Source organism: Micromonospora sp. NPDC047521 (assembly GCF_055587305.1).
In genome coordinates, this window is record NZ_JBVJGN010000001.1 from 287,602 (window position 1) to 309,761 (window position 22,160).

General features: G+C 72.6%; 19 protein-coding genes. 8 read left to right on the forward strand and 11 right to left on the reverse strand.

The features are described 5' to 3' along the window. Positions 1-31 precede the first annotated feature (31 nt). From ACZ6N8_RS01350 to hutH, 3 genes are read left to right on the forward strand one after another with little or no spacing between them, the layout of a single operon-like run. A complete protein-coding gene (locus ACZ6N8_RS01350; RefSeq protein ID WP_466006815.1) occupies positions 32-1,393 on the forward strand; it encodes a formimidoylglutamate deiminase in 1,362 nt (453 codons plus the stop codon). Continuing rightward, positions 1,390-2,559 (forward strand): imidazolonepropionase, encoded by a 1,170-nt coding sequence (hutI, locus tag ACZ6N8_RS01355; RefSeq protein ID WP_466006816.1) that lies wholly within the window; start codon positions 1,390-1,392, stop codon positions 2,557-2,559. Before ACZ6N8_RS01350 ends, hutI begins: the two co-directional genes overlap by 4 nt. Beyond that, positions 2,556-4,094 carry a histidine ammonia-lyase gene (gene hutH, locus ACZ6N8_RS01360; RefSeq protein ID WP_466006817.1) on the forward strand — a complete coding sequence of 513 codons (1,539 nt, stop codon included), beginning with the start codon at positions 2,556-2,558 and terminating at the stop codon, positions 4,092-4,094. The genes hutI and hutH overlap by 4 nt, the downstream gene beginning before the upstream one ends. Positions 4,095-4,250: 156 nt before the next feature. Here the strand turns inward: hutH and rdgB are convergent, their stop codons facing one another. From rdgB to ACZ6N8_RS01405, 9 genes are all read right to left on the reverse strand, one after another. Next, positions 4,251-4,868, reverse strand: coding sequence for an RdgB/HAM1 family non-canonical purine NTP pyrophosphatase (gene rdgB / locus ACZ6N8_RS01365; protein ID WP_466006818.1), 618 nt, complete (start codon positions 4,866-4,868; stop codon positions 4,251-4,253). Beyond that, positions 4,865-5,590, reverse strand: a complete 726-nt coding sequence (rph, locus tag ACZ6N8_RS01370) for a ribonuclease PH (protein WP_466006819.1) — start codon at positions 5,588-5,590, stop codon at positions 4,865-4,867. The genes rdgB and rph overlap by 4 nt, the downstream gene beginning before the upstream one ends. A gap of 122 nt (positions 5,591-5,712) precedes the next feature. Next, complete coding sequence (locus tag ACZ6N8_RS01375) at positions 5,713-6,456, reverse strand: MBL fold metallo-hydrolase (protein WP_466006820.1); 744 nt, start codon at positions 6,454-6,456, stop codon at positions 5,713-5,715. A gap of 224 nt (positions 6,457-6,680) precedes the next feature. Further along, entirely contained in the window at positions 6,681-7,646 is a 966-nt protein-coding gene (locus tag ACZ6N8_RS01380; protein WP_364367363.1) for a PLP-dependent cysteine synthase family protein, read from the reverse strand. 11 nt (positions 7,647-7,657) lie between these two features. After that, positions 7,658-7,987 (reverse strand): MoaD/ThiS family protein, encoded by a 330-nt coding sequence (locus tag ACZ6N8_RS01385; RefSeq protein WP_139583459.1) that lies wholly within the window; start codon positions 7,985-7,987, stop codon positions 7,658-7,660. 65 nt (positions 7,988-8,052) lie between these two features. After that, positions 8,053-8,541 (reverse strand): M67 family metallopeptidase, encoded by a 489-nt coding sequence (locus ACZ6N8_RS01390; protein WP_357980479.1) that lies wholly within the window; start codon positions 8,539-8,541, stop codon positions 8,053-8,055. A 52-nt stretch (positions 8,542-8,593) separates the two neighbouring features. After that, on the reverse strand, positions 8,594-9,088 hold the full coding sequence (locus ACZ6N8_RS01395; RefSeq protein ID WP_364370649.1) for a DUF2017 domain-containing protein: 495 nt from the start codon (positions 9,086-9,088) through the stop codon (positions 8,594-8,596). 2 nt (positions 9,089-9,090) lie between these two features. Then, positions 9,091-9,381, reverse strand: a complete 291-nt coding sequence (clpS, locus tag ACZ6N8_RS01400; protein ID WP_139583456.1) for an ATP-dependent Clp protease adapter ClpS — start codon at positions 9,379-9,381, stop codon at positions 9,091-9,093. A gap of 148 nt (positions 9,382-9,529) precedes the next feature. Further along, positions 9,530-11,068 carry a P-loop NTPase family protein gene (locus tag ACZ6N8_RS01405; protein ID WP_466006822.1) on the reverse strand — a complete coding sequence of 513 codons (1,539 nt, stop codon included), beginning with the start codon at positions 11,066-11,068 and terminating at the stop codon, positions 9,530-9,532. A gap of 199 nt (positions 11,069-11,267) precedes the next feature. On the opposite strand from ACZ6N8_RS01405, the gene ACZ6N8_RS01410 reads away from it, so the two are divergent. The 4 genes from ACZ6N8_RS01410 to ACZ6N8_RS01425 are packed head-to-tail and all read left to right on the forward strand — an operon-like array spanning position 11,268 to position 17,143. Continuing rightward, complete coding sequence (locus ACZ6N8_RS01410) at positions 11,268-13,946, forward strand: LuxR C-terminal-related transcriptional regulator (RefSeq protein WP_466006824.1); 2,679 nt, start codon at positions 11,268-11,270, stop codon at positions 13,944-13,946. Between the two features lie 16 nt (positions 13,947-13,962). Further along, positions 13,963-15,249 (forward strand): nicotinate phosphoribosyltransferase, encoded by a 1,287-nt coding sequence (locus tag ACZ6N8_RS01415; RefSeq protein WP_387112348.1) that lies wholly within the window; start codon positions 13,963-13,965, stop codon positions 15,247-15,249. Between the two features lie 21 nt (positions 15,250-15,270). Beyond that, on the forward strand, positions 15,271-15,852 hold the full coding sequence (locus ACZ6N8_RS01420) for an isochorismatase family protein (RefSeq protein WP_466006827.1): 582 nt from the start codon (positions 15,271-15,273) through the stop codon (positions 15,850-15,852). A 40-nt stretch (positions 15,853-15,892) separates the two neighbouring features. Continuing rightward, a complete protein-coding gene (locus tag ACZ6N8_RS01425) occupies positions 15,893-17,143 on the forward strand; it encodes an MFS transporter (RefSeq protein ID WP_466006828.1) in 1,251 nt (416 codons plus the stop codon). Positions 17,144-17,680: 537 nt separating this feature from the next. Here ACZ6N8_RS01425 and ctaD read toward each other — a convergent pair. Together ctaD and ACZ6N8_RS01435 are read right to left on the reverse strand one after the other, a co-directional pair. Then, a complete protein-coding gene (gene ctaD / locus ACZ6N8_RS01430) occupies positions 17,681-19,438 on the reverse strand; it encodes an aa3-type cytochrome oxidase subunit I (RefSeq protein WP_357980462.1) in 1,758 nt (585 codons plus the stop codon). Positions 19,439-19,568: 130 nt separating this feature from the next. Continuing rightward, entirely contained in the window at positions 19,569-20,675 is a 1,107-nt protein-coding gene (locus tag ACZ6N8_RS01435; RefSeq protein ID WP_364367389.1) for an FAD-dependent monooxygenase, read from the reverse strand. 304 nt (positions 20,676-20,979) lie between these two features. Here ACZ6N8_RS01435 and ACZ6N8_RS01440 point away from each other — a divergent pair, with 304 nt between their 5' ends. After that, the gene (locus tag ACZ6N8_RS01440) at positions 20,980-22,104 is read left to right on the forward strand and encodes a glycoside hydrolase family 12 protein (RefSeq protein ID WP_466006829.1); all 1,125 of its coding nucleotides are present in this window, start codon (positions 20,980-20,982) and stop codon (positions 22,102-22,104) included. Positions 22,105-22,160 lie beyond the last annotated feature (56 nt).

Sequence of the window (22,160 nt, forward strand, 5' to 3'; positions counted from 1 at the left end):
CGGAGGGTCGCACCGAAGGGAGGCTGGGAGCATGACCTCCACCCGCTGGCTCGCCGAGTACGCCTGGCTGCCCGAGCACGCCGAACCCACGCCCGACGTGCTGATCGAGGTCGAGGACGGCCGGATCAGCGCCGTGACGCCGCTGACCCCCGGGAGCCGGCCACCGGCCGGGGTGGAGGTGTACGCCGACGCCGTGCCGCTTCCCGGCCTGACCCTGCCCGGGCTGGCCAACGCGCACTCGCACGCGTTCCACAGGGCGCTGCGGGGGCGTACCCACGGCGGCCGGGGTGACTTCTTCAGCTGGCGTGACCGGATGTACGCCGTCGCGGACCGGCTTGACCCGGACACCTACCTCGCCCTGGCGCGCGCCGTCTACGCCGAGATGGCCCTCGCGGGCATCACGTGCGTCGGCGAGTTCCACTACCTGCACCACAGGCCCGACGGCGGCGCGTACGACGACCCGAACGCGATGGGCGTGGCGCTTGTCGAGGCCGCCGCGCACGCCGGGATCCGGCTCACCCTGCTGGACACCTGCTACCTGAGCGCGGGCGTGGACGGCCGGCCCCTCGCCGGGCCGCAGCGGCGTTTCGGTGACGGGGACGCGACGCGGTGGGCCGGGCGCGCGACGGCGTTCCGACCCACCGACGGCCACGCCCGGGTCGGCGCGGCCGTGCACTCGGTGCGGGCGGTCCCCGCCGACCAGCTCCGCACGGTCGCCGACTGGGCCCGGGACCGGCAGGCGCCCCTGCACGTGCACCTTTCCGAGCAGCCCGCCGAGAACGACGAGTGCCGGGCCGTGCACGGGCGTAGCCCCACCGCTCTGCTCGCCGAACACGGCGTCCTCGGGCCGGGCACGACAGCCGTGCACGCCACCCACCCGACGAGCGCCGACCTCACGGTGCTCGCCGACAGTCGGACCGGGGTGTGCCTCTGCCCGACCACCGAACGCGACCTCGCCGACGGCATCGGCCCGGCCCGGCTCATGGCCGAGGCGGGCATCCGGTTGAGCCTCGGCAGCGACAGCCACGCCGTGATCGACCTGTTCGAGGAGGCCCGGGCTGTGGAGCTGGACGAGCGGCTGCGTACCCGCCGGCGCGGCCACTTCAGCCCCGTGGACCTGCTTACCGCCGCCAGCGCCACCGGGCACGCGGCGCTGGGCTGGGCCGACGCCGGGCGGATCGCCGTCGGCTGCCGTGCCGACCTGGTGACGGTACGGCTGGACAGCGCCCGCACCGCCGGGGTTCCGCCGGTGGGCGCGTTCTTCGCGGCCGGGGCTGCGGACGTCGACCAGGTGGTGGTGGACGGTCGGGTGGTGGTGGCCGAGGGCCGGCACCTGAGCGTCGACGTGCCAGCCGAACTGGCGGCGTCGATCGAGGCGGTGACGCCGTCATGAGCGGCAGCCTGCTTGTCGACAACATCGGCGAGCTGGTCACCAACGGTCTCGGCGAGGGCCCGCTGGGCATCCGCCGCGACGCGGCAGTGCTGGTCGAGGACGGCCGGGTGGCCTGGGTCGGCGCGGCCGCGTACGCGCCGGCCGCCGACCGGCGGGTGGACGCCGGCGGGGCCGCCGTGCTGCCCGGTTTCGTGGACAGCCACGCCCACCTGGTCTTCGCCGGGGACCGGGCCGCCGAGTTCGCCGCCCGGATGGCCGGCCAGCCGTACACCGGCGGCGGGATCCGCACCACTGTCGGCGCGACCCGGGCCGCCGGCGACGACGACCTGCGGGCCACCGTGCGCCGGCTGCGCGGGGAGGCCCTGCGCCAGGGCACCACGACCATGGAGATCAAGAGTGGGTACGGGCTGACAGTCGCCGACGAGGCCCGCTCGCTGCGGATCGCCGCCGAGACCAGCACCGAGACCACCTTCCTCGGGGCGCACGTGGTGCCCGCCGAGTACGCCGATCGTCCCGACGACTACGTCGGCCTCGTCTGCGGGCCGATGCTGGCCGCCGCCGCGCCGCACGCGAAGTGGATCGACGTGTTCTGCGAGCGGGGCGCCTTCGACGTCGACCACGCCCGGGCCATCCTCGCCTGCGGGCAGGCCGTCGGGCTGGGCGTACGACTGCACGCCAACCAGCTCGGCCCCGGCCCGGGCGTGCAACTCGGGGTGGAGCTTGGCGCGGCGAGCGTGGACCACTGCACCCACCTGTCCGACGTCGACGTCGACGCGCTCGCGGGCGCGCACACCACCACCGTCGCCACCCTGCTGCCCGGCGCCGAGTTCTCCACCCGCTCGCCCTACCCCGACGCCCGCCGGCTGCTCGACGCCGGTGTCACAGTCGCGCTGGCGACGGACTGCAACCCCGGCTCGTCGTACACCTCGTCGATGCCCTTCTGCATCGCCCTCGCGGTCCGCGAGATGCGGATGACCCCGGCGGAGGCGGTCCGGGCCGCGACCGCCGGCGGCGCACGGGCGCTGCGCCGCGACGACGTCGGCGTGCTCACCCCCGGCGCGCGGGCCGACCTCGTCGTCCTGGACGCGCCGTCCTACCTGCACCTGGCCTACCGGCCCGGTGTCCCCCTGATCCGCAAGGTTCTGCTCAACGGAGTTCCGCAATGACGAACGTGACAATCCAGCCCACCGGGATCTCCGCCGACGACGTCCTCGCGGTGGCCCGCGGCACCGCCACGGTGGTCCTCGACCCGGCCACCCGGGAGGCCATGGCGACCAGCCGCGCCATCGTGGACGGCATCGAGGCCGCCGGACGGCCCGTGTACGGCGTGTCGACCGGGTTCGGGGCGCTGGCGAACACCTTCGTCGCGCCGGAGCGGCGGGCCGAACTGCAACACGCGCTGATCCGCTCGCACGCCGCAGGGGTGGGCGCGCCCATGCCCCGCGAGGTGGTCCGGGCCATGATGCTGCTGCGCGTCCGGTCGCTCGCACTGGGCCGATCCGGCGTCCGCCCGCTCGTCGCCGAGGCGCTCGTCGACCTGCTCAACCACGACATCACCCCGTGGGTGCCGGAGCACGGCTCGCTCGGCGCGTCAGGTGACCTGGCGCCGCTGGCGCACTGCGCGCTGGTGCTGCTCGGCGAGGGCTGGGTGCTCGGGCCGGCCGGCGAGCGGCGCGACGCGGCCGACGTGCTTGCCGCCGCCGGGCTCAAGCCGATCGAACTGGCCGCCAAGGAGGGGCTGGCGCTGATCAACGGCACCGACGGCATGCTCGGCATGCTGCTGCTGGCCATCCACGACGCGGCGCACCTGTTCGCCATGGCCGACGTGACGGCCGCGCTGGCCATCGAGGCGATGCTCGGTTCGGAGCGGCCGTTCCTGCCCGAGCTGCACGCGATCCGCCCGCACCCCGGTCAGGCGACGTCGGCGGCGAACATCCACCGCCTGTTGCAGGACTCCCGGGTGATGGACTCGCACCGCGACGACCTGGCGCACGCCGTGCAGGACGCGTACTCGATGCGGTGTGCCCCGCAGGTCGCCGGCGCGGCCCGGGACACCCTGGACTTCGTCCGCACCGTCGCCGGCCGGGAGCTGGTGTCGGTGGTGGACAACCCGGTGGTGCTGCCCGACGGCCGGGTCGAGTCGACAGGTAACTTCCACGGCGCGCCGCTCGGCTTCGCCGCGGACTTCCTCGCCATCGCCGCCGCCGAGGTGGGGGCGATCGCCGAGCGGCGGGTGGACCGGCTGCTGGACGTCACCCGGTCCCGGGAACTGCCCGCGTTCCTCTCCCCCGACGCCGGGGTGAACTCCGGGCTGATGATCGCCCAGTACACGGCGGCCGGGATCGTCGCGGAGAACCGGCGTCTGGCCTCCCCCGCGTCGGTGGACTCGCTTCCCACGAGCGGCATGCAGGAGGACCACGTCTCGATGGGCTGGGCGGCGGCCAAGAAGCTGCGCACCGTCCTGGACAACCTGACCAGTCTGCTCGCGGTGGAGCTGCTGGCCGGCGTACGCGGGCTCCAACTGCGTGCGCCGCTGGTGCCGTCGCCGGCCGGTCGGGCCGCCGTCGCCGCCCTGGGCGGGGCGGCAGGCGAACCCGGCCCGGACGTGTTCCTCGCCCCCGTCATGGAGGCGGCCCGCGCGGTGGTGGCCGGCCCGCAGCTGCGCGCCGCCATCGAACGGGAGATCGGCCCGCTGGGCTGACCTCCGCCCGGTCGCTGTCGTCCGCCGCGGGTCAGGGCGGCGGGCGGCAGCACCTCGCGCACGTCAGGCGGCCGGCGGCAGCACCTCGCGCACGTCAGGCGGCGGGCGGCAGCACCTCGCGCACGTCAGGCGGCGGGCGGCAGCACCTCGCGCACGTCAGGCGGCGGGCGGCAGCACCTTGGCGACCAGCTTGGCCAGCTCGCGCAGCGCCTTGCCCCGGTGGCTGATCGCGTCCTTCTCCGCCGGGGTCAACTCGGCGTTGGTCCGGTCCTGCCCGTCGCCCACGAAGATCGGGTCGTAGCCGAACCCGCCGTCACCGCGCGGGGTACGCAGCAGGCGACCTGACTGCCGGCCGTCGACCAGGTGCTCCTTGCCGCCGGGCAGCACCAGAGCCACGGTGCAGACGAAGGAGGCGGACCGCTGGTCGTCGGGCAGGTCGGCGATCTGGTCCAGCACCAGTTCGAGGTTGGCGCGGTCGTCGCCGTGGCTGCCCGCCCAGCGGGCGCTGAGCACCCCCGGCATCCCGTTGAGCGCGTCGACGGCGAGACCGGAGTCGTCGGCGATCGTCGGCAGCCCCGTGCGCCCGCAGCCCTCCCGGGCCTTGATCAGCGCGTTCTCGCCGAAGGTGAGACCGGACTCGGGCAGCTCCGGATAGTCCTCGACGTCGTCCAGGCCGAGCAGGGCGACCCGGTGCGCGCCGAGCGCGGCGTCCAGGATGCGCTGGAGTTCCACAAGCTTCTTCTGGTTGCGCGTGGCCAGCAGGACCTTGTTCACAGCAGTGCCTTTCGCTGGGCTTCGGCCAATTCGGCGCACCCGGCCACGGCCAGGTCGAGCAGGCTGTCGAGCTGGTCCCGGGCGAACACGCCAGCCTCACCGGTGCCCTGCACCTCGACGAAGTCGCCCGCGCCCGTGCACACCACGTTCATGTCCACCTCGGCGGCGACGTCCTCCTCGTAGCAGAGGTCCAGGCGCGGCTCGCCGGCGATGATCCCCACGCTGACCGCGGCCACCGAACGGTGCATGACCTTCTCCGGCTTGCCGGCGAGCAACTTGCGGGCGGCCAGCCAGCTGACCGCGTCGTGCAGCGCGACGTACGCGCCGGTGATCGCGGCCGTGCGGGTGCCGCCGTCGGCCTGGAGCACGTCGCAGTCGAGGACCACCGAGTTCTCGCCGAGCGCCTTGAGGTCGATGCACGCGCGCAGGCTGCGGCCGATCAGGCGGGAGATCTCGTGGGTCCGGCCACCGACCCGGCCCTTGACGCTCTCCCGGTCGGAGCGGGTGTTGGTGGCCCGGGGCAGCATCGCGTACTCGGCGGTCACCCAGCCGAGCCCGGAGCCCTTGCGCCAGCGGGGCACCCCCTCGGTGACACTCGCCGTGCAGAGCACCCGGGTGCCGCCGAACTCGACGAGCACCGAGCCCTCCGGGTGGGTGCTCCAGCCCCGCGTCAGGGTCACCGGTCGAAGTTGAGAGGGCCCTCGCCCGTCAGGTCGCGCCATGCCTGCACCCTATGCGGTGCGGTGATCCACCTCCGCCGCGGTGTCCCGACCGGTGTCCGCGTCGCGCATCCGGAGATTCCGGCGACCGCGGCCGGCGCCTACCACCTCGGGCGTGTGCGAGGTCAGATGTCGTAGCTGGCGCCGGGCCGGACCACGTCGATCGGCCCGGTGTACGCGGAGGCGGCCGACTCCAACGTGTGCGCCTCGCTGCCCCAGGCCGCCACCAGGTGGGTGAGCAGCAGCCGACCCACCACCGCCTTGGTCGCCGTCTCGCCGGCCTCCCGGCCGGTCAGGTGCAGATCCGGAGGATTGTCCACCCCGTCGAGGAAGCTCGCCTCGCACAGGAAGGCGTCGACATTCTGGGCCAGCCGCAGCAACGCGTCGCACGGCGCGGTGTCCGACGAGTAGCACAGCGACCTGCCGTCGTGCTCCAGCCGCACCCCGTACGTCTCGACCGGATGGTTGACCCGGTCGACGGTGACCGTGAACGGGCCGATCGGGAACGTGCCCGGCTCCAGCGCGTAGAACTGGTAGACGTCCTCCACCGTGCCGTCGTCGTGGTACGCGGCGCTGAGCCGGTCGGGAGCGCCGGCGGGCGCGTACACCGGCAGGGCCGGATAGGGGCCCTCCGGGGCGTACCGGCGGACGACCACGTACGTGACGGCGTCGAGGATGTGGTCGCAGTGCAGGTGGGTCAGCAGGATCGCGTCGGGGGCGTGCAGCCCCGCGTACCGCTGGAGGCTGGACAGCGACCCGGATCCGAAGTCGACAAGGAGTCGGAAGCCCTCGGCCTCGACGAGGTACGCAGAGCACGGGGACTCGGGGCCGGGAAAGCTGCCGGCGCAACCCAGGACGGTCAGTCGCATCTGGTCGTCCTACTGTCGCTGTCAGTAGTATTGGTGCCGGCCGTCGCTCCAGACATGATCTCTACCGACGCGTACGCCACGCTGGGCAGCCTACGCTGAGGGACCCGAAGGCAAGAATCATCCGCTGGAACTTGTCACGAACGTGACACCTGCTCACAGTGGTGCCGGCAGCGTTCGGGCCGCCGACGCAGACGTCGACGGCCCGTACCCAACGACCACTCCGCTCAGGCCCAGAGCTGGCCCTCCAGGGCGTCCTCGGCGTCGGCCAGGGTCCCGCCGTACGCGCCGGTGGACAGGTACTTCCAACCGCCGTCGCAGACCACGAACGCCACGTCGGCCCGGCGACCGTCGCGGACCGCCTCGTGCGCCACCGCGAGCGCGGCATGCAGGATCGCGCCCGTGGAGAACCCGGCGAAGATGCCCTCCACCTCGACGAGCTGCCGGGTGCGCAGCACCGCGTCCCGGGTGCCCACCGAGAACCGCCGGGACAGCACCGAGGCGTCGTACAGCTCCGGCACGTACCCCTCGTCGATGTTGCGCAGCCCGTAGACCAGCTCGCCGTAACGCGGCTCGGCGGCCACGACCTGGATGCCGTCGACCTTCTCCCGCAGATAGCGACCGGTGCCCATGAGCGTGCCCGTCGTGCCCAGCCCGGCCACGAAGTGCGTGATGGTGGGCAGGTCGTGCAGCAACTCCGGCCCGGTCGTCTCGTAGTGGGCCCGGGCGTTCGCCTCGTTGCCGTACTGGTAGAGCATCACCCAGTCGGGATGCTCGGCGGAGATCTGCTTCGCGGTGGCCACGGCCTGGTTCGACCCGCCCGCCGCCGGCGAGAAGATGATCTCGGCGCCGTACATGCGCAGCAACTGGACCCGCTCGGTCGAGACGTTCTCCGGCATCACACAGACCAGCCGGTAGCCGCGCAGCTTCGCCACCATCGCCAGCGAGATGCCCGTGTTGCCGCTCGTCGGTTCGAGGATGGTGTCACCCGCGCGGAGCCGGCCAGCCTCCTCAGCGGCACGGACCATGAACAGCGCGGCCCGATCCTTGATGCTGCCTGTCGGGTTCCGGTCCTCCAGTTTGGCCCAGAGCCGCACCGGCGGAGCACCCTCGGGCACCGTCGGCGAGAGCCGGGGCAGACCGACGAGCGGTGTGCCCCCGCACGCGTCGAGCAGGCTGTCGTACCGCGCCACGGCGGCCGTCCTCAGCGAGCAGCGACGGCGTGCTGGCTGATCGCGGCAGCGGCCGCGAAGCCGAACGCGCCGCCGGCCACCGCCGGCAGGATGGTGACGCTGTCACCGTCGGAGAGCTTGGCGTCCAGCGCGCCGAGGAACCGGACATCCTCGTCGTTGACGTAGACGTTGACGAAGCGGTGCAGGGCGCCGGCCTCGGTGACCAGCCGGCCCCGCAGCCCGGCGTGCCGGGAGTCCAGGTCGGTGAGCAGGTCGCCGAGGGTGTCGCCGGCGCCGTCGACGACCTTGGCGCCGCCGGTGTAGCTGCGCAGGATGGTGGGGATGCGAACCTCGATAGCCATGATGTCGTGCTCCTCGTTCAGGTGTGCCTGGGTGACGGGACGAAACGGGTGCGGACGCTGACGGATCAGCGGCCGGAACACTCGTAGTCGACCGTCGCCGGGCTCTGCCCGAACATGTACGACTGGACGGCGTGCGGGTCGACGGCGGCCTCCACGATCTGGACCGGCTCCTCGGTCACCACGCCGTCGACGATCCGGAACGACCGGATCTCCTCCGAGTCGGGCTCGCGGGTCGAGACGAGCAGGTAGTGCGCGCCCGGCTCGCCGGCGAAGGAGACGTCGGTCCGGGACGGGTACGCCTCGGTGGCGGTGTGCGAGTGGTAGATGACCACCGGCTCCTCGTCGCGGTCGTCCATCTCGCGCCACACGCGCAGATGCTCCATCGAGTCGAACTCGTAGAAGGTCATCGAACGCGCCGCGTTGTCCATCGGGATGTGCCGGGTCGGGGTGTCGCTGCCGACGGGACCGGCGACGACGCCGCACGCCTCGTCGGGGTGGTCCCGGCGCGCGTGGGCGACGATCGCGTCGATGATCGACCGGTCGATGCTCAGCACGTGCACCAGCCTAACCCCTGTCGGACGGGGGCTGAAGTGGTGCCGGTCACGCCTAGTCGATCAAGGCGTTGAGCAGCGACTCCTGTAGATACCCGAGATACGCGTAGACCGACAGCTGGAACACCCGGCTGGAGCCCGGGTCCTCGGTGACCGCGTCGTCCAGCTCCTCGCCCAGGTCGGTGCCGTCCTTGATCTCCAGGCGGACACCCATCGCCAGCCGCGCGTCGTTCAACGCCCGCAGCCACGCCTCGGCCGCCTCGGCGTCCAGCCGCACCTCACCACCGGCCTCGTCGGGCAACGCGGCCAGGATCGCGCCCGCCTGATCGATCTTGGCGGTCTTCAGGTCGCCCTCGGTGTAGCGGCGGAACTCGGCGGAGCCCGCCACGTCCTCCGGGTAGACCGCCGGGAAGAGCCGGCCGACGACCGGGTCGGTGTGGTCGAAGCCATCGGTGAGCAGGCCGACCACCTCGGAGGCGACCTTGCGCAGCACCCGCACCTCGTCGACGGCGAAGGTGGCGACATAGCAGCCGGCCTGGCGACGGAACATGCTCACGACTTGTCCACCGTCGCCCACAGCCCGTACGCGTGCAGCTGCGACGCGTCGTGCTCCATCCGCTCCCGCGCGCCGGTGGAGACCACGGCCCTGCCCTTGTGGTGCACGTCAAGCATGAGCTGCTCGGCCCTCTCCCGGCTGTAGCCGAAGAGCTTCTGGAAGACCCAGGTCACGTACGTCATCAGGTTGACCGGGTCGTCCCACACGATCGTCACCCATTGCCGGTCAGCCGCCGGCACCTCGTCAGTGTCCGGCGTCTCGACCGGTGCAACCTGTGGAGCCGCCATGCCCCCCATCGTGCCACCGGTTTCCCGGAACCGAGGAACCGGAACGCCGGCCCGGCGAGGATCGCCCACTCCGGCCGCGCCGGACCCGCCGCGGACGTCGTCGGCCGCGAAGGGTGGGGCGAGCCCTGACGGTGGGTCGACCACGCCGTCAGGCGAGCAGGATGCCGTGGTCGACCGCATCGGAGAGCACCGCGCCGAGCGAGAGACGGATCACCTCGAATCGCCTGGAGATCTCCCGGGACAACCCCAGCTCGACCTCCCGCAACGCCCGCTGGGACCAGGCCCGCGCCGCGTTGTGGTCGGCGTTGCCGGGCGTACGCCACTGCTGCCAGCACCCGCCGGAGAGCGCCACCGCCACCGGCGGGAGCACCTCGTCGCGGGACGACGCCGGATAGCCGGCGAGCGCGTCGATCGCGTCCGTGCCGGTCAGGTTGGCCACCCCGGCCGTGCTGGTGATCAACAACACCCGGTCCAGGTCGCCGCCGTCGCGGTGGTCGGTCAGGCCGTACTGCACGGCGGTGGCGATCCGGCGGCGCACACCCTCGGCGGGTGGGGCGCCGAGCACCCGGGCCGCCGTGTCGGACAGGATGCCGCGCACCGCGTGGTCGCACTGCGTGGTGGCGAGCAACGACAGGGCGGCCATCTCCCGGTCCAGCAGGTCGGGCAGGCCGGGGCAGCCGACCCCGAAGACGATCTCCTGAACGGCCCGCAGGTGGATGTTGGCCAACTCCAGGGCGAGATGCTGACGGATGCGCTGCGAGCAGGAGCGGGTCTGCCGGTCGAGTTGCTCGGCCCAGTCCCCCGGATCGGCGACGACGGCCACCCGGTCGTGCTGGCCGGGCAGCACCGGAGGATCGGCGCTTGCGCGTTGCAGGCCCTCACCCGCGGACCAGCCCACCAGGGCCCGGCGCAGGTCGGCGGCGGAGGCGGCGTCGGCGACCGGGAACCAGCGCGCGCCGGCCAACGCCGGCACCGCGGCCAGCAGCGCCGCGCGGTGCGCCTCCACGGTCACCGCGATCGGATCCACCTCGTTCGACGCGACGGGCGCCCCCGCGTCCCGGGTCGTCGAAGCCGCGCACTCGACCGGCGTGCCCCAGCCCGCCGAGCCCGGGGTGACAGCGAAGACGACCTCCACGGCCGCCGGGGCGACCTCGGCGAGCAGATTCAGCTCCGTGGCGGTGAACGCCTGGTCGGCCGCGATCACGAAGAGCAGCGCGCCGGCCCTGCCCACCGCGTCCAGCAGAACCCGGACGCCTGCCACGCCGAGCGTGCCCGTGTCTGGTGTGTCGACGAGCGTGAAGTGCCGCAGCAGCGGCTCGGCCACACTCAACTCGACCCGTCGGGGCGGGCGGGCCAGCGCCGGCCCGGCCGCGTCACGGTCCGCCCCGTACGAGTAGGGCTGGCGGTAGCCGGGGACGAACGCCGCCCGGGTCGGCACCTTGGCATGCCGCACCACCAGCCAACTGCCCGCCGGCACGGTGAGCATGACCGGGTCCAGGCCCAGCAGGGTGGCGAGCACGGTACGCCGCTCGGCGCCGGCCGGGCCGACGGCGACCACGCCGAGCGGCTCCTCGGGGGCCGGACCGGTCACGCCCGTGCGGGTGGGCAGCGGGCCGCAGCTGGGCAGGTCGGTGTGGCCGGACACGTCGTCGGACGAGTCGACCGAGGGGAGAGGGCCCTGCTTCATCGGGTGGCCTCCCAGGGCAGGTGACCGGGGGAACCCGGTCGCGTGGAATCTCCGGTGACGCTACCCGGATGCCGGAAGAGTACGGGCGGGCCGGTGACCGGGCGGAACACCTCGGATACTCAGCGGTAATCGCGAGATTACTCAACTTCGGTGCGTGACGGTACGGGCGCGCACAGGTCTCGATGGATATGCTGCGCGAATGAGTCGATGGAAGTTCGTCGGCCGCACCGATGAACTCAACCGCCTGCTGGCAGCGGTGACCGGCGAGGCCGGTCGAGGGCTCTTCTTCAGCGGCAGCGCCGGCATCGGCAAGAGCCGGCTGTTGCGCGAGGGCGTCGCCACGCTGCCCAGCGACAGGTACGCCAGCTGGTCCATCGCGGCGAGCGCCACCACCGCGGCGCTGCCGTTCGGCGGGCTGGTGCAGGTCCTCCCCGCCGAGCAGCCGCAGGGCCTCTCCCCCGCCGGGATTCTCCGCTGGGCGCTGGACGTGCTGCAACAACAGGCCGCCGGCCGACGGATCGTCCTGGCCATCGACGACGCGCACCTGCTCGATCCCCCGTCCGCGGCACTCGTGCACCTCGTCGCACGCACCGAGAACGCCACTGTGGTCGGCACGCTGCGCGACGGTGAGCAGATCCCCCTGCCGATCCGTGCGCTGTGGACCGACGACCTGGTCGAGCACGTCGAGCTGACACCGATGCCACCGGCGGACACCGCCGGCCTGCTGGCGGAGATGCTGGGCGGCCCGGTCGACGCCGGCTCCGCCGACCGGCTGGGCCGACTCTCGTCCGGCAACCCGCTGCTGCTGCGCGAGCTGGTGCACGCCGCCACCGGCAGCGAGGAGCTCAAGCGCACCTACGGGATCTGGAAGTGGACCGGGCGGCTGGAGCTGGCACCCAACCTGACCGACCTGATCGACACCCGGGTCGGGCAGCTCACCGACGGCGTCCGCACGGTGGGTGAGCTGGTCGCCTTCGGCGAGCCCCTCGGCCTGCACCTACTCAACCAGGCCGCCGACCAGGCGGACGTGGAGATGGCCGAGGAGCGCGGCCTGATCACAGTCGTGCAGCATGACCGGCGCACAAACGTCCGGCTGGCCCATCCGCTCTACGGCGAGGTGCTGCGCCGCCGCTGCCCGGTCAGCCGCACCCGGCGCCTCCAGGCCCGCCTCGCGGAGCTGCTGGAGCACGTCGGCAAGCGCCGCCGCGACGATCTCCTGCGGGTGGCGGTCTGGCGCCTGGACTCCGGCACCGCACAGGACCCGGCCCTGCTGGTGGACGCCGCGGTGCAGGCGTTCACCCGCTACGACGTACCGCTGGCGACCCGCCTGGCCCGCGCCGCGCTGGACGCCGACGGCGGTTCGGACGCCGCCGAGCTGCTGGCCACCATCCTGATGTTCGCCGACCGGCCGGACGAGGCCATCGACGTCCTCGACGCGGTGACTCCCGAGCCCGGCGACGAGCGGCGGCTCTGCCGCTGGCTGACGGTACGGGGAATGGTCAGCTACTGGGGGTTGAGCCAGGAGTCCACCGTGGAGGAGATCGCGCGCAAGGCGGAGCGGATCAGCGACTCCGCCGACCGCGCCCGGGTGCACGCCTTCGAGGCGATCATGCGCCTGCACCGACTGGACACGACGGCCGCGGTGCGGCTCAGCCAACGCGTACTGGACCGGCCGGCCGCCGGCGTCGCCGCCCGGGAGTTGGCCCGCTCCACCATCGCGTACGTCCAGGCCGCCCAGGGCGAGCTGACCCGCAGCGGTGCCGCGATCGCCCAGGTGCACTCCGCGGCGGCCACTTGGCGCACCGACATGCCGTACCTGCAACTGGCGTTGGAGCTGGCCCGGGGCACCCGGCTCATGCTCACCGGCGACCTGGCCGGGATCGACGCGATCGTGGCCGACGAGTTCGCCGACCTCGCGGGCGCCGGTGACTTCCGGCTCGGCACCGGCTACCTGGCCATCCTCCAGGCGTACGCGGCACGACTCCGCGGGCAGAGCGACGCGGCGATGCGGACGTCGCTGGGCGCCTGCGCGGTGCTGGCCACCAGCCGCGTCTACGCCGGCCTGGCCCAGGCCGAACGGGCCCAGTCGGCGGCGCTGCGCGGCGACGCGACGCAGGCCGCCGCCGCGATGGCCGAGGCGGACCGCACCCACGCGCCGGGCATGGCGGTGCTCTACCCGTGGCTGGAGCAGGCCCGCGGCGCGACGCTCGCCGCGTCGGGCGACCTGCCGGGCGCCGTCAAACACCTCGGCGACCTGGTGGACCGGCTGCGCGCGGACAACTTCGCCGGGCACGAGGTGCACGTCCTGCACGACCTGGTACGACTGGACCAGGCCTCGATGCCTGTCGGGCCCACCTGCTCGGACGGCGGCCGGCGTACCGTCGCGCAGCGCCTCGCCGAACTCTCCGAACGGGTCGACGGGGTGCTGCCGCCGCTGCTGGCCCGGCACGCCCGGGCCGCCGCGACCGATTCCACCACCGACCTGCTCGCGGTCGCCGACGACTACGCGGCGCTGGAGCTGACCGTGTTCGCCGCCGAGGCCACCGCCCAGGCCGCGCAGCGGCTGCGCCGGCAGCAGTCGGCCGCGGCCAACGACGCCCGCGAGCGGCTGGCGGGCCTGCTCGGCCGCTGCGACCTGATCCGTACGCCGGCGCTGAACGCCGGTGTGCCGGTGCTCACCGAGCGCGAGTGGCAGGTGGCCCGCCTCGCCGCGCACGGTGCGCCCAGCCGGGCCATCGCCGAACGGCTCTACCTCTCCGCGCGCACGGTGGAGAACCACCTCCAGCGGATCTACACCAAGCTCGGGGTGACCGGGCGGACCGAGCTGTGGGCGGCGCTGCGGTCGATCCCGGGCCACGAGGGCGGCGACGTCGGCTGAACCTTAGGCTGGGGCGGTGAGCACCCTCCGCCCCGCGCTGCTGACCGACCACTACGAGCTGACCATGGTCAGCGCGGCACTGAAGGACGGCACCGCCGACCGCCGCTGCGTCTTCGAGGTCTTCACCCGTCGACTGCCGTCCGGCCGCCGCTACGGCGTGGTCGCCGGCACGGCCCGGCTGATCGAGATGATCCGCGACTTCCGCTTCGACGAGGCGGAGATCGACTTCCTGCGCCGGACCGGGGTGGTCGACGAGGCGGCGGCGGCCTGGCTGGCGGACTACCGCTTCACAGGCGACATCGACGGGTACGCCGAGGGTGAGCTGTTCTTCCCCGGCTCGCCGATCCTGACGGTCTCCGGCGGTTTCGCCGAGTGCGTGGTGCTGGAGACGCTGGCGCTCTCGGTGCTCAACCACGACAGCGCCGTCGCCGCCGCGGCGGCCCGGATGGTGACCGCGGCGCGGGGCCGGACGCTCATCGAGATGGGGTCGCGCCGGGCGCACGAGGAGTCAGCGGTGGCCGCGGCCCGGGCCGCGTACCTGGCCGGGTTCCGGTTCACGTCCAACCTGGCGGCGGGAGCCCGCTACGGCATCCCCACGGCGGGTACGGCGGCGCACGCGTTCACGCTGCTGCACGACGACGAGCGGGCCGCGTTCGCGTCGCAGGTGGCCACGCTGGGCAAGGACACCACGCTGCTCGTCGACACGTACGACATCAGCCAGGGCATCCGCAACGCCATCGCGGTGGCCGGGCCGGAACTGCGGGCGGTCCGGATCGACTCGGGTGACCTGGCGGTCATCGCGCAGCAGTCGCGGGAGTTGCTGGACTCGCTGGGCGCCACCGAAACCAAGATCATCGTTTCGGGTGACCTCGACGAGTACTCGATCGCCGCGCTGGCCGCCGAACCGGTCGACATGTACGGCGCGGGGACGGCAGTCGTCACCGGCTCCGGGGCACCGACCGCCGGGTTGGTCTACAAGCTCGTCGAGGTCGAGGGCCGGCCGGTGGTGAAGCGTTCGGAGCACAAGGCGACCATCGGCGGCCGGAAGGTGGCCGTGCGCCGGCACAAGCCGACCGGCACCGCCACCGAAGAGATCATCGTCCCGCAGGGCGTGCCGGACCGGCAGCCCAACGACCGGATGCTCCAGCGCTCGTACGTGGTCGACGGCGAACCGGTGGCGCTGCCCACCCTCGACCAGTCCCGCGAGCACCTGCGCGAATGCCTGATCTCCATCCCGTGGGAGGGGCTGAAGCTCTCCGCCGGCGACCCGGCCGTGCCGGTCACCGTCGTACCCGCCAGCTGACCTGACCGAGAGGGAGACCCCATGGCGAACGCGCTGATCATCGTGGACGTGCAGAACGACTTCTGCGAGGGCGGCTCGCTGGCCGTCGCGGGCGGGGCGGGGGTGGCTGCCGGCATCTCCCGCCTGCTCGCCGCCGAGCCGGACCGGTGGTCGCACGTGGTCGCCACCAAGGACTACCACGTCGACCCGGGTGCGCACTTCGGTGATCCGCCGGATTTCGTGGACTCCTGGCCCCGGCACTGTGTGGTGGGCACCGCCGGCTCGGAGTTCCACCCCGAGCTGGACACGGGCCGGGTCGAGGCGATCTTCCACAAGGGCGAGCACGCCGCCGCGTACTCCGGGTTCGAGGGGCACGCCGACGACGGCGAGTGCCTGGCCGACTGGCTGCGCCGGCACGACGTGGACCGGGTCGACCTGGTCGGGATCGCCACCGACCACTGCGTCCGGGCGACCGCGCTGGACGCCGCCCGCGAGGGTTTCGCGACCACCGTGCTGCTGGAGCTGACCGCGGCCGTCGCCCCGGACACCACGGACGTGGCCCTGCGCGCGATGGACGGCGCCGGGGTGACCCTGCACGGAGAGCCTGTGATCACTGCCGCATGAGGCGATAAATGGTTGGCCTTCGGACCGCCGCCGGTCGAGGATGTCGCCGGAGGTACGGACCGACGTGAACATGAAGCCTTACCGGACAGCGCTCGCCCTGCCCGGCCTGCGGCCGTTGCTGCTGGTAGCCGTCCTCGCCCGCATCCCGCTCACCGCGACAGGTGTGACGCTCACCTTCCATGTGGTGCTCGACCTCGACCGTGGTTACGGGGCCGCCGGCCTGGTGGGCGCGGCGGTCACCGTGGGTGCGGCGATCGGCGGGCCGCTGCTCGGCCGTCTGGTGGACCGGCGTGGCCTGCGTCCGGTTCTGGTGCTCACCGCCATCGCCGAGGCGATCTTCTGGTCCACCGCGCCCACGCTGCCGTACCCCGTGCTGCTGCCGACCGCGTTCGTGGCCGGCTCGCTGGCCCTGCCCATCTTCTCGGTGGTCCGCCAGTCGATCGCCGCGCTGGTCCCGGAGGACCAACGCCGCCCGGCGTACGCGCTGGACTCGATGTCGGTGGAGCTGTCCTTCATGATCGGCCCGGCGTTGGCGGTGGCGCTGGTCACCGCGATCTCCGCCCAGACCACCATGTACCTCGTCGGCGGCGGCATCGTCGCGGCCGGCATCGCCCTGTGGGTGGTCAACCCGCCGATCCGTGGCGCCACCGAGCCCAGCGGCCCGCCGCGCCGGGTGCCGCGCCGGGAGTGGCTGACCCCCCGGCTGCTCGCCGTGCTGGCGCTCAGCACCGCCGCGACCCTGGTGCTCGGCGGCACCGACGTGGCCGTGGTCGCCGTACTGCGGGCCAGCGGAGAGGTCGGCTGGACCGGCGCGGTGCTTGCCATCTGGGCGGTCGCGTCGCTGGCCGGCGGCTTCGCCTACGGGGCCGTGCACCGCTCGTTCTCGCCGCTGGTCCTGACCGCGGCGCTGGCCGTGTGCACCATCCCGGTCGGGCTGGGCGGCGCACACTGGTGGCTGCTCTGCCTGGCGCTGATCCCGGCCGGCGCGCTCTGCGCGCCCACCATCGCGGCCTCGTCCGACGCGGTAAGCCGACTCGTTCCGGCCGAGGTACGTGGCGAGGCGATGGGCCTGCACGGCTCCGCCGTCACCGTCGGCATCGCGGTCGGCGCGCCGCTCGCCGGCGCCGTGATCGACGCCAGCGCGCCGCTGTGGGGCTTCGTCGTGACAGGTGCGCTCGGCGCGCTGGTCACCCTCGTGGTGCTCCCGATCGAGCTGCGCCGCCGCCGCAACGACGCCGGGCCGACCCTGCCGGCGCCCACCGGGACGGACCTGGCCACCGCCATCCGCTGAGGTTGGGCCCACACGCCGACCGGCGGACCACACGCCGACCGGCGGACCACACGCCGACCGGCGGACCACACGCCGACCGGCGGACCACACGCCGACCGGCGGGCCACACGCCGACCGGCGGGCCACACGCCGACGGCGGGGCACACTGCAAGCTGGCACCCGCACGCCGCGAGGTGGGATCACAGACCGGAGGCGGGCCGCCGCAGCGCCGCTCCAGCGTGGTGGCGGCTGTCCGGCGGGCGGCCCCGCTGGCGGCCCCCGCAGACGGATGAGCGATATACCTGTGAGTCATAAATATGCCGCACAGGTATATCGCTCGTCAGCACGCTTGCCGCCGCAGCCCGGCCGCGAAGCCGGGCTGCCGGGCTGCCGAGCCAGCGAGCCGCAGGCCACCAAGCCGGCCCGGCCGCGGGCTGCGGGCTGCGGGCTGCGGGCTGCGCCGAGCAGAGCAGGGCAGGGCGAGCAGGGCCGGACATGGCGACGGGCGCCGCTCCCGGTGTCCCGGGGGCGGCGCCCGTCGTACGGCGTAGTCGAGCGTCAGTGCCTGTCGACGTCGCTGGCGGTGTCCTCGTTGTAGCTGGCCCCACCGTCCGACTCGCTGGTGAGCGGCTTGGCGCCACCCTCCGGCGGGCCGGCAACGCTCTGGCCAGCGGCCAGCTCGGGGAACTTCGCGTCGAACGCCGGCCGCTCGGAGCGGATGCGGGGCATCCGGTCGAAGTTGCGCAGCGGCGGCGGGCTGCTGGTCGCCCACTCCAGCGAGTTGCCGTGACCCCAGGGGTCGTTGACCTCGACCACCGGGCCGGTCTTGTACGACTTCCAGCAGTTCCAGATGAACGGCAGCGTCGAGATACCTGTGATGAACGCGCCGATCGTGGAGATCGTGTTCAGCGTGGTGAAGCCGTCGCTGGGCAGGTAGTCGGCGTACCGACGGGGCATGCCCTCGTTGCCGAGCCAGTGCTGCACCAGGAACGTGGTGTGGAAACCGATCATGGTGAGCCAGAAGTGAATCTTGCCCAGGCGCTCGTCGAGCATCCGGCCGAACATCTTCGGGAACCAGAAGTAGATGCCGGCGAAGACGGCGAACACGATCGTGCCGAAGAGCACGTAGTGGAAGTGCGCCACCACGAAGTACGAGTCGGACACGTGGAAGTCGATAGGCGGGCTGGCCAGCAGCACACCGGTGAGACCACCGAAGAGGAAGGTGACCAGGAAGCCGACCGCCCAGAGCATGGGCGTCTCGAAGCTGATCTGGCCCCGCCACATGGTGCCGATCCAGTTGAAGAACTTCATACCGGTCGGCACGGCGATCAGGTAGCTCAGGAAGCTGAAGAACGGCAGCAGCACCTGACCGGTGGCGAACATGTGGTGCGCCCAGACGCTCATGGAGAGCGCGGCGATCGCCACGGTCGCGGCGACCAGGCCCTTGTAGCCGAAGATCGGCTTGCGGGAGAAGACCGGGATGACCTCGCTGATGATGCCGAAGAACGGCAGCGCGACGATGTACACCTCGGGGTGGCCGAAGAACCAGAACAGGTGCTGCCAGAGCATCGGCCCGCCGGTGGCGGGGTCGTACACGTGCGCGCCGAGGATGCGGTCCGCGGCGAGCGCGAACAGCGCGGCGGCCAGCAGCGGGAAGACCAGGATCACCAGAAGGCTGGTGACCAGGATGTTCCACGTGAAGATCGGCATCCGGAACATGGTCATGCCGGGCGCGCGCAGCGTCAGCACGGTGGTGATCATGTTCACCGCGCCGAGGATGGTGCCCAGGCCGGAGATGGCCAGACCCATGATCCACATGTTGGCGCCGACGCCTGGCGAGTGCTCGACGCTGCTCAGCGGCGCGTACGCGAACCAGCCGAAGTCGGCGGCGCCACCCGGGGTGATGAACCCGGCGGTCGCCATCGTGCCGCCGAACAGGTACAGCCAGTAGGCGAAGCTGTTCAGTCGGGGGAAGGAGACGTCGGGCGCGCCGATCTGGATCGGCACGATGTAGTTCGCGAAGGCGAACACGATAGGCGTCGCGAAGAACAGCAACATGATCGTGCCGTGCATCGTGAAGAGCTGGTTGTACTGCTCCGGCGACAGGAACTGAAGCCCCGGTCGGGCCAGCTCAGCACGCATGACCAGGGCCATCAGGCCACCGATCATGAAGAACACGAACGCGGTGACCATGTACATGATCCCGATTTGCTTCGCGTCCGTGGTTCGCAGCAGCCGCGCGATGGCCGACCCCTTGACCGGCTCCCGGACCGGCCAGGGCCGGGTCACGACCGGCTTGGGTGCGACGGTGGTCACGAGTGGCCTCCGGTTCTCGGTTGTCCCGCTCGGCACACGCTGGTTATCGGCGGGCCGTCATCCGCAAGGAGGATAGTCCCCGGCAGGTCGCAGCGCCGCGTGGGGTGGCGTGACACGATCTGCAACGGATCTACAGCGGGCCGAGCAGGAGCCGGTAGTGCTCCCCGAAGATGCGGCCGCCGCGTCCGCGCAACAGCGGGTCGCGCAGCGCCGGCGGCACGTCCCGGGTCCGGTTGCGGTCGCGGGTCCGGTCCCGCACCCATCGGGTACGCGGACGGCGACGACTCTCGTACGCCACGAGCGCCGCGTCCACGCTGCCGGCGGCGCGCAGCGACTCGGCCAGCACCACGGCGTCCTCCAGGGCCATGGCCGCCCCCTGGGACAGGGTCGGCGCGGTGGCGTGCGCGGCGTCGCCGACGAGCAGCACCCGACCCCGGTACCAGCGTCCCAGTTCCACCTCGTCGGTGATCCCGACGTGCACGGAGTCGAGCGCGGCAAGTACCTCGGGCACCGGCCCCCGGTAGTCGGCGAAGAGGTCCCGCAGCCGCGCGAGGGGGTCGGTGGGTGCCTCGGTGCCGGCCTCGTCGGCGTACAGGTGCAGTCTTCCGGCGCCGATCGGCACCATGAGGAACCCGGAGCGCTGGCCGAGCAGGGCCGTCCACTCGGTGACCGGTGGGCCGTCTCGTAGGACGGCCCGGTAGACCACCTGCCCGACCGGGCGGGGTGGCCCGCCGAGAGCGGCCAGCGCGCGGACCGAGGAGCGGGGGCCGTCGGCGCCGATGACCAGGTCGTACTCGCCTGTGGTGCCGTCGGTGAAGGTGACGCCGACCGCGCCCGGGAGCAGGTCCAGGGTGCGGACCTCCGCGCCGTGGCGGACCGCGCCGCCGGCGCCGCTGAGCAGCACGCGGTGCAGGTCGGCCCGGGGCAGCGCCCGGCACTCCCCGACGCCTGCCCACAGGGCGTCTAGGTCGACCTCGCACAGCGGGGCGCCGGCGGCGTCGAAGAAGCGCTGCCGGCGGATCACCTGCCCGAGCGGGCGGACCGGGTCGTGCAGGTCCAGCCGGCGCAGTGCGCGGGCGGCGTTGCCCGGCAGGTAGAGGCCCGTCTCGGTGGACTCCCCCGGTGGCAGCTTCTCGGTGACGTCGGGTCGGAAGCCCGCCATGCGCAGCGCCCGGGCGACGGCCAGACCGGCGATGCCCGCGCCGACGACGAGGATGCGCAGGGGGGTGCCACCCATTGTGGTGTACGCCTCCGGAGGGGGAACGGCACGCGTTGGAGGCAACACGCTACTCGGAGCTATTGGCGCACACCAGGGCCGATCGGACCAGCCGGTACCGCTCGTCGGCGACGTGTGCCGCTTGGCTGGCGCTCCTGCGGCAGCCGTCCGGCGGGGGCGTGGCAATCCTCACAATTCACCAGTTTGACCCGAACGGTTGCGCGAGAGTTTCAGACATGTGAATGTGTCGTTGAGCGTGGGAGCGCTCCCGCATCCGCCCGTCCCCATTCCGGCGCCCGGGCACGCGCCGCAGTCAAGGAGCGTCATGAAACGTCCACTTCGGGCCCTGGTCGCCACCGGTCTGCTGCTCGCAGGCTCGCTTGTCGCCGTGGCTCTCGGCGGCAACGCCTCCGCCGACACCCAGATCTGCGAGCAGTACGGCTCGACCACCATCCAGGGCCGGTACGTGGTGCAGAACAACCGCTGGGGCACCACCGCCCAGCAGTGCATCAACGTCACCAGCAGCGGCTTCGAGATCACCACCCTGAACGGCAGCAGCCCCACCAACGGGGCGCCCACGGCGTACCCCTCGGTGTTCTTCGGTTGTCACTACACCAACTGCTCGCCCGGGACGAACCTGCCAATCCAGGTGTCGCAGATCAGCAGCGCCACCAGCAGCATCTCCTACCGGTACGTCAGCGGCGCCACCTACAACGCGTCGTACGACATCTGGCTGGACCCGTCGCCCAAGCGGGACGGGGTGAACCAGATGGAGATCATGATCTGGCTCAACAGGCAGGGCCCGATCCAGCCCATCGGCTCGGTCGTCGGCACCACCAACCTGGCCGGCCGGACCTGGGAGGTGTGGCGGGGCAGCAACGGCTCCAACAACGTCATCTCCTACGTCGCGCCGTCGGCGATCTCCAGCCTGAACTTCAGCGTGCTGGACTTCATCAACGACGTCCGCAACCGGGGCGCGATCACCAACTCCTGGTACCTGACCAGCATCCAGGCCGGCTTCGAACCCTGGCAGGGTGGCGTCGGCCTCGCGGTGACCTCGTTCTCGGCGAACGTCAACGGCGGCGGCAACCCCACCACCCCGCCGCCGACGACCCCGCCGCCCGGTGGTGGCGCGGGCTGCGCGGTGAAGTACACGGCGAACTCGTGGAACAACGGTTTCACCGCCGACGTGCAGATCACCAACACCGGCTCCAGCGCGCTCAACGGCTGGACGCTCACCTACAGCCTGCCCGGCGGGCAGCAGGTCACCAGCGCCTGGAACGCCACGGTGAGCCAGAGCGGCTCCACGGTGACCGCCCGCAACGTCAGCCACAACGGTTCCGTCGCGCCCGGCGGCACGGCCAGCTTCGGCTACCAGGGGACGTTGAGCGGGGCGTACTCGTCGCCGACCAGCTTCTCGCTCAACGGGGCCACCTGCTCCCGCGCCTGAGCGGACTTGCCACCGACGGTGGGGGCGTGACCATCAGGTCACGCCCCCACCGCCGT

Excerpts from the sequence above, each read along its gene's own strand:
- clpS (WP_139583456.1), bottom strand. The coding sequence starts at position 9,381 with ATGGCGGCTCCACAGGTTGCACCGGTCGAGACGCCGGACACTGACGAG.
- ACZ6N8_RS01425 (WP_466006828.1), top strand. The coding sequence starts at position 15,893 with ATGTCGCCGGAGGTACGGACCGACGTGAACATGAAGCCTTACCGGACA.
- ACZ6N8_RS01350 (WP_466006815.1), top strand. The coding sequence starts at position 32 with ATGACCTCCACCCGCTGGCTCGCCGAGTACGCCTGGCTGCCCGAGCAC.
- ACZ6N8_RS01375 (WP_466006820.1), bottom strand. The coding sequence starts at position 6,456 with ATGCGACTGACCGTCCTGGGTTGCGCCGGCAGCTTTCCCGGCCCCGAG.
- ACZ6N8_RS01385 (WP_139583459.1), bottom strand. The coding sequence starts at position 7,987 with ATGGCTATCGAGGTTCGCATCCCCACCATCCTGCGCAGCTACACCGGC.
- ACZ6N8_RS01395 (WP_364370649.1), bottom strand. The coding sequence starts at position 9,088 with ATGTTCCGTCGCCAGGCCGGCTGCTATGTCGCCACCTTCGCCGTCGAC.
- rph (WP_466006819.1), bottom strand. The coding sequence starts at position 5,590 with ATGGCGCGACCTGACGGGCGAGGGCCCTCTCAACTTCGACCGGTGACC.
- ACZ6N8_RS01420 (WP_466006827.1), top strand. The coding sequence starts at position 15,271 with ATGGCGAACGCGCTGATCATCGTGGACGTGCAGAACGACTTCTGCGAG.
- ACZ6N8_RS01435 (WP_364367389.1), bottom strand. The coding sequence starts at position 20,675 with ATGGGTGGCACCCCCCTGCGCATCCTCGTCGTCGGCGCGGGCATCGCC.
- ACZ6N8_RS01410 (WP_466006824.1), top strand. The coding sequence starts at position 11,268 with ATGAGTCGATGGAAGTTCGTCGGCCGCACCGATGAACTCAACCGCCTG.
- ACZ6N8_RS01440 (WP_466006829.1), top strand. The coding sequence starts at position 20,980 with ATGAAACGTCCACTTCGGGCCCTGGTCGCCACCGGTCTGCTGCTCGCA.
- ACZ6N8_RS01405 (WP_466006822.1), bottom strand. The coding sequence starts at position 11,068 with ATGAAGCAGGGCCCTCTCCCCTCGGTCGACTCGTCCGACGACGTGTCC.
- hutI (WP_466006816.1), top strand. The coding sequence starts at position 1,390 with ATGAGCGGCAGCCTGCTTGTCGACAACATCGGCGAGCTGGTCACCAAC.
- hutH (WP_466006817.1), top strand. The coding sequence starts at position 2,556 with ATGACGAACGTGACAATCCAGCCCACCGGGATCTCCGCCGACGACGTC.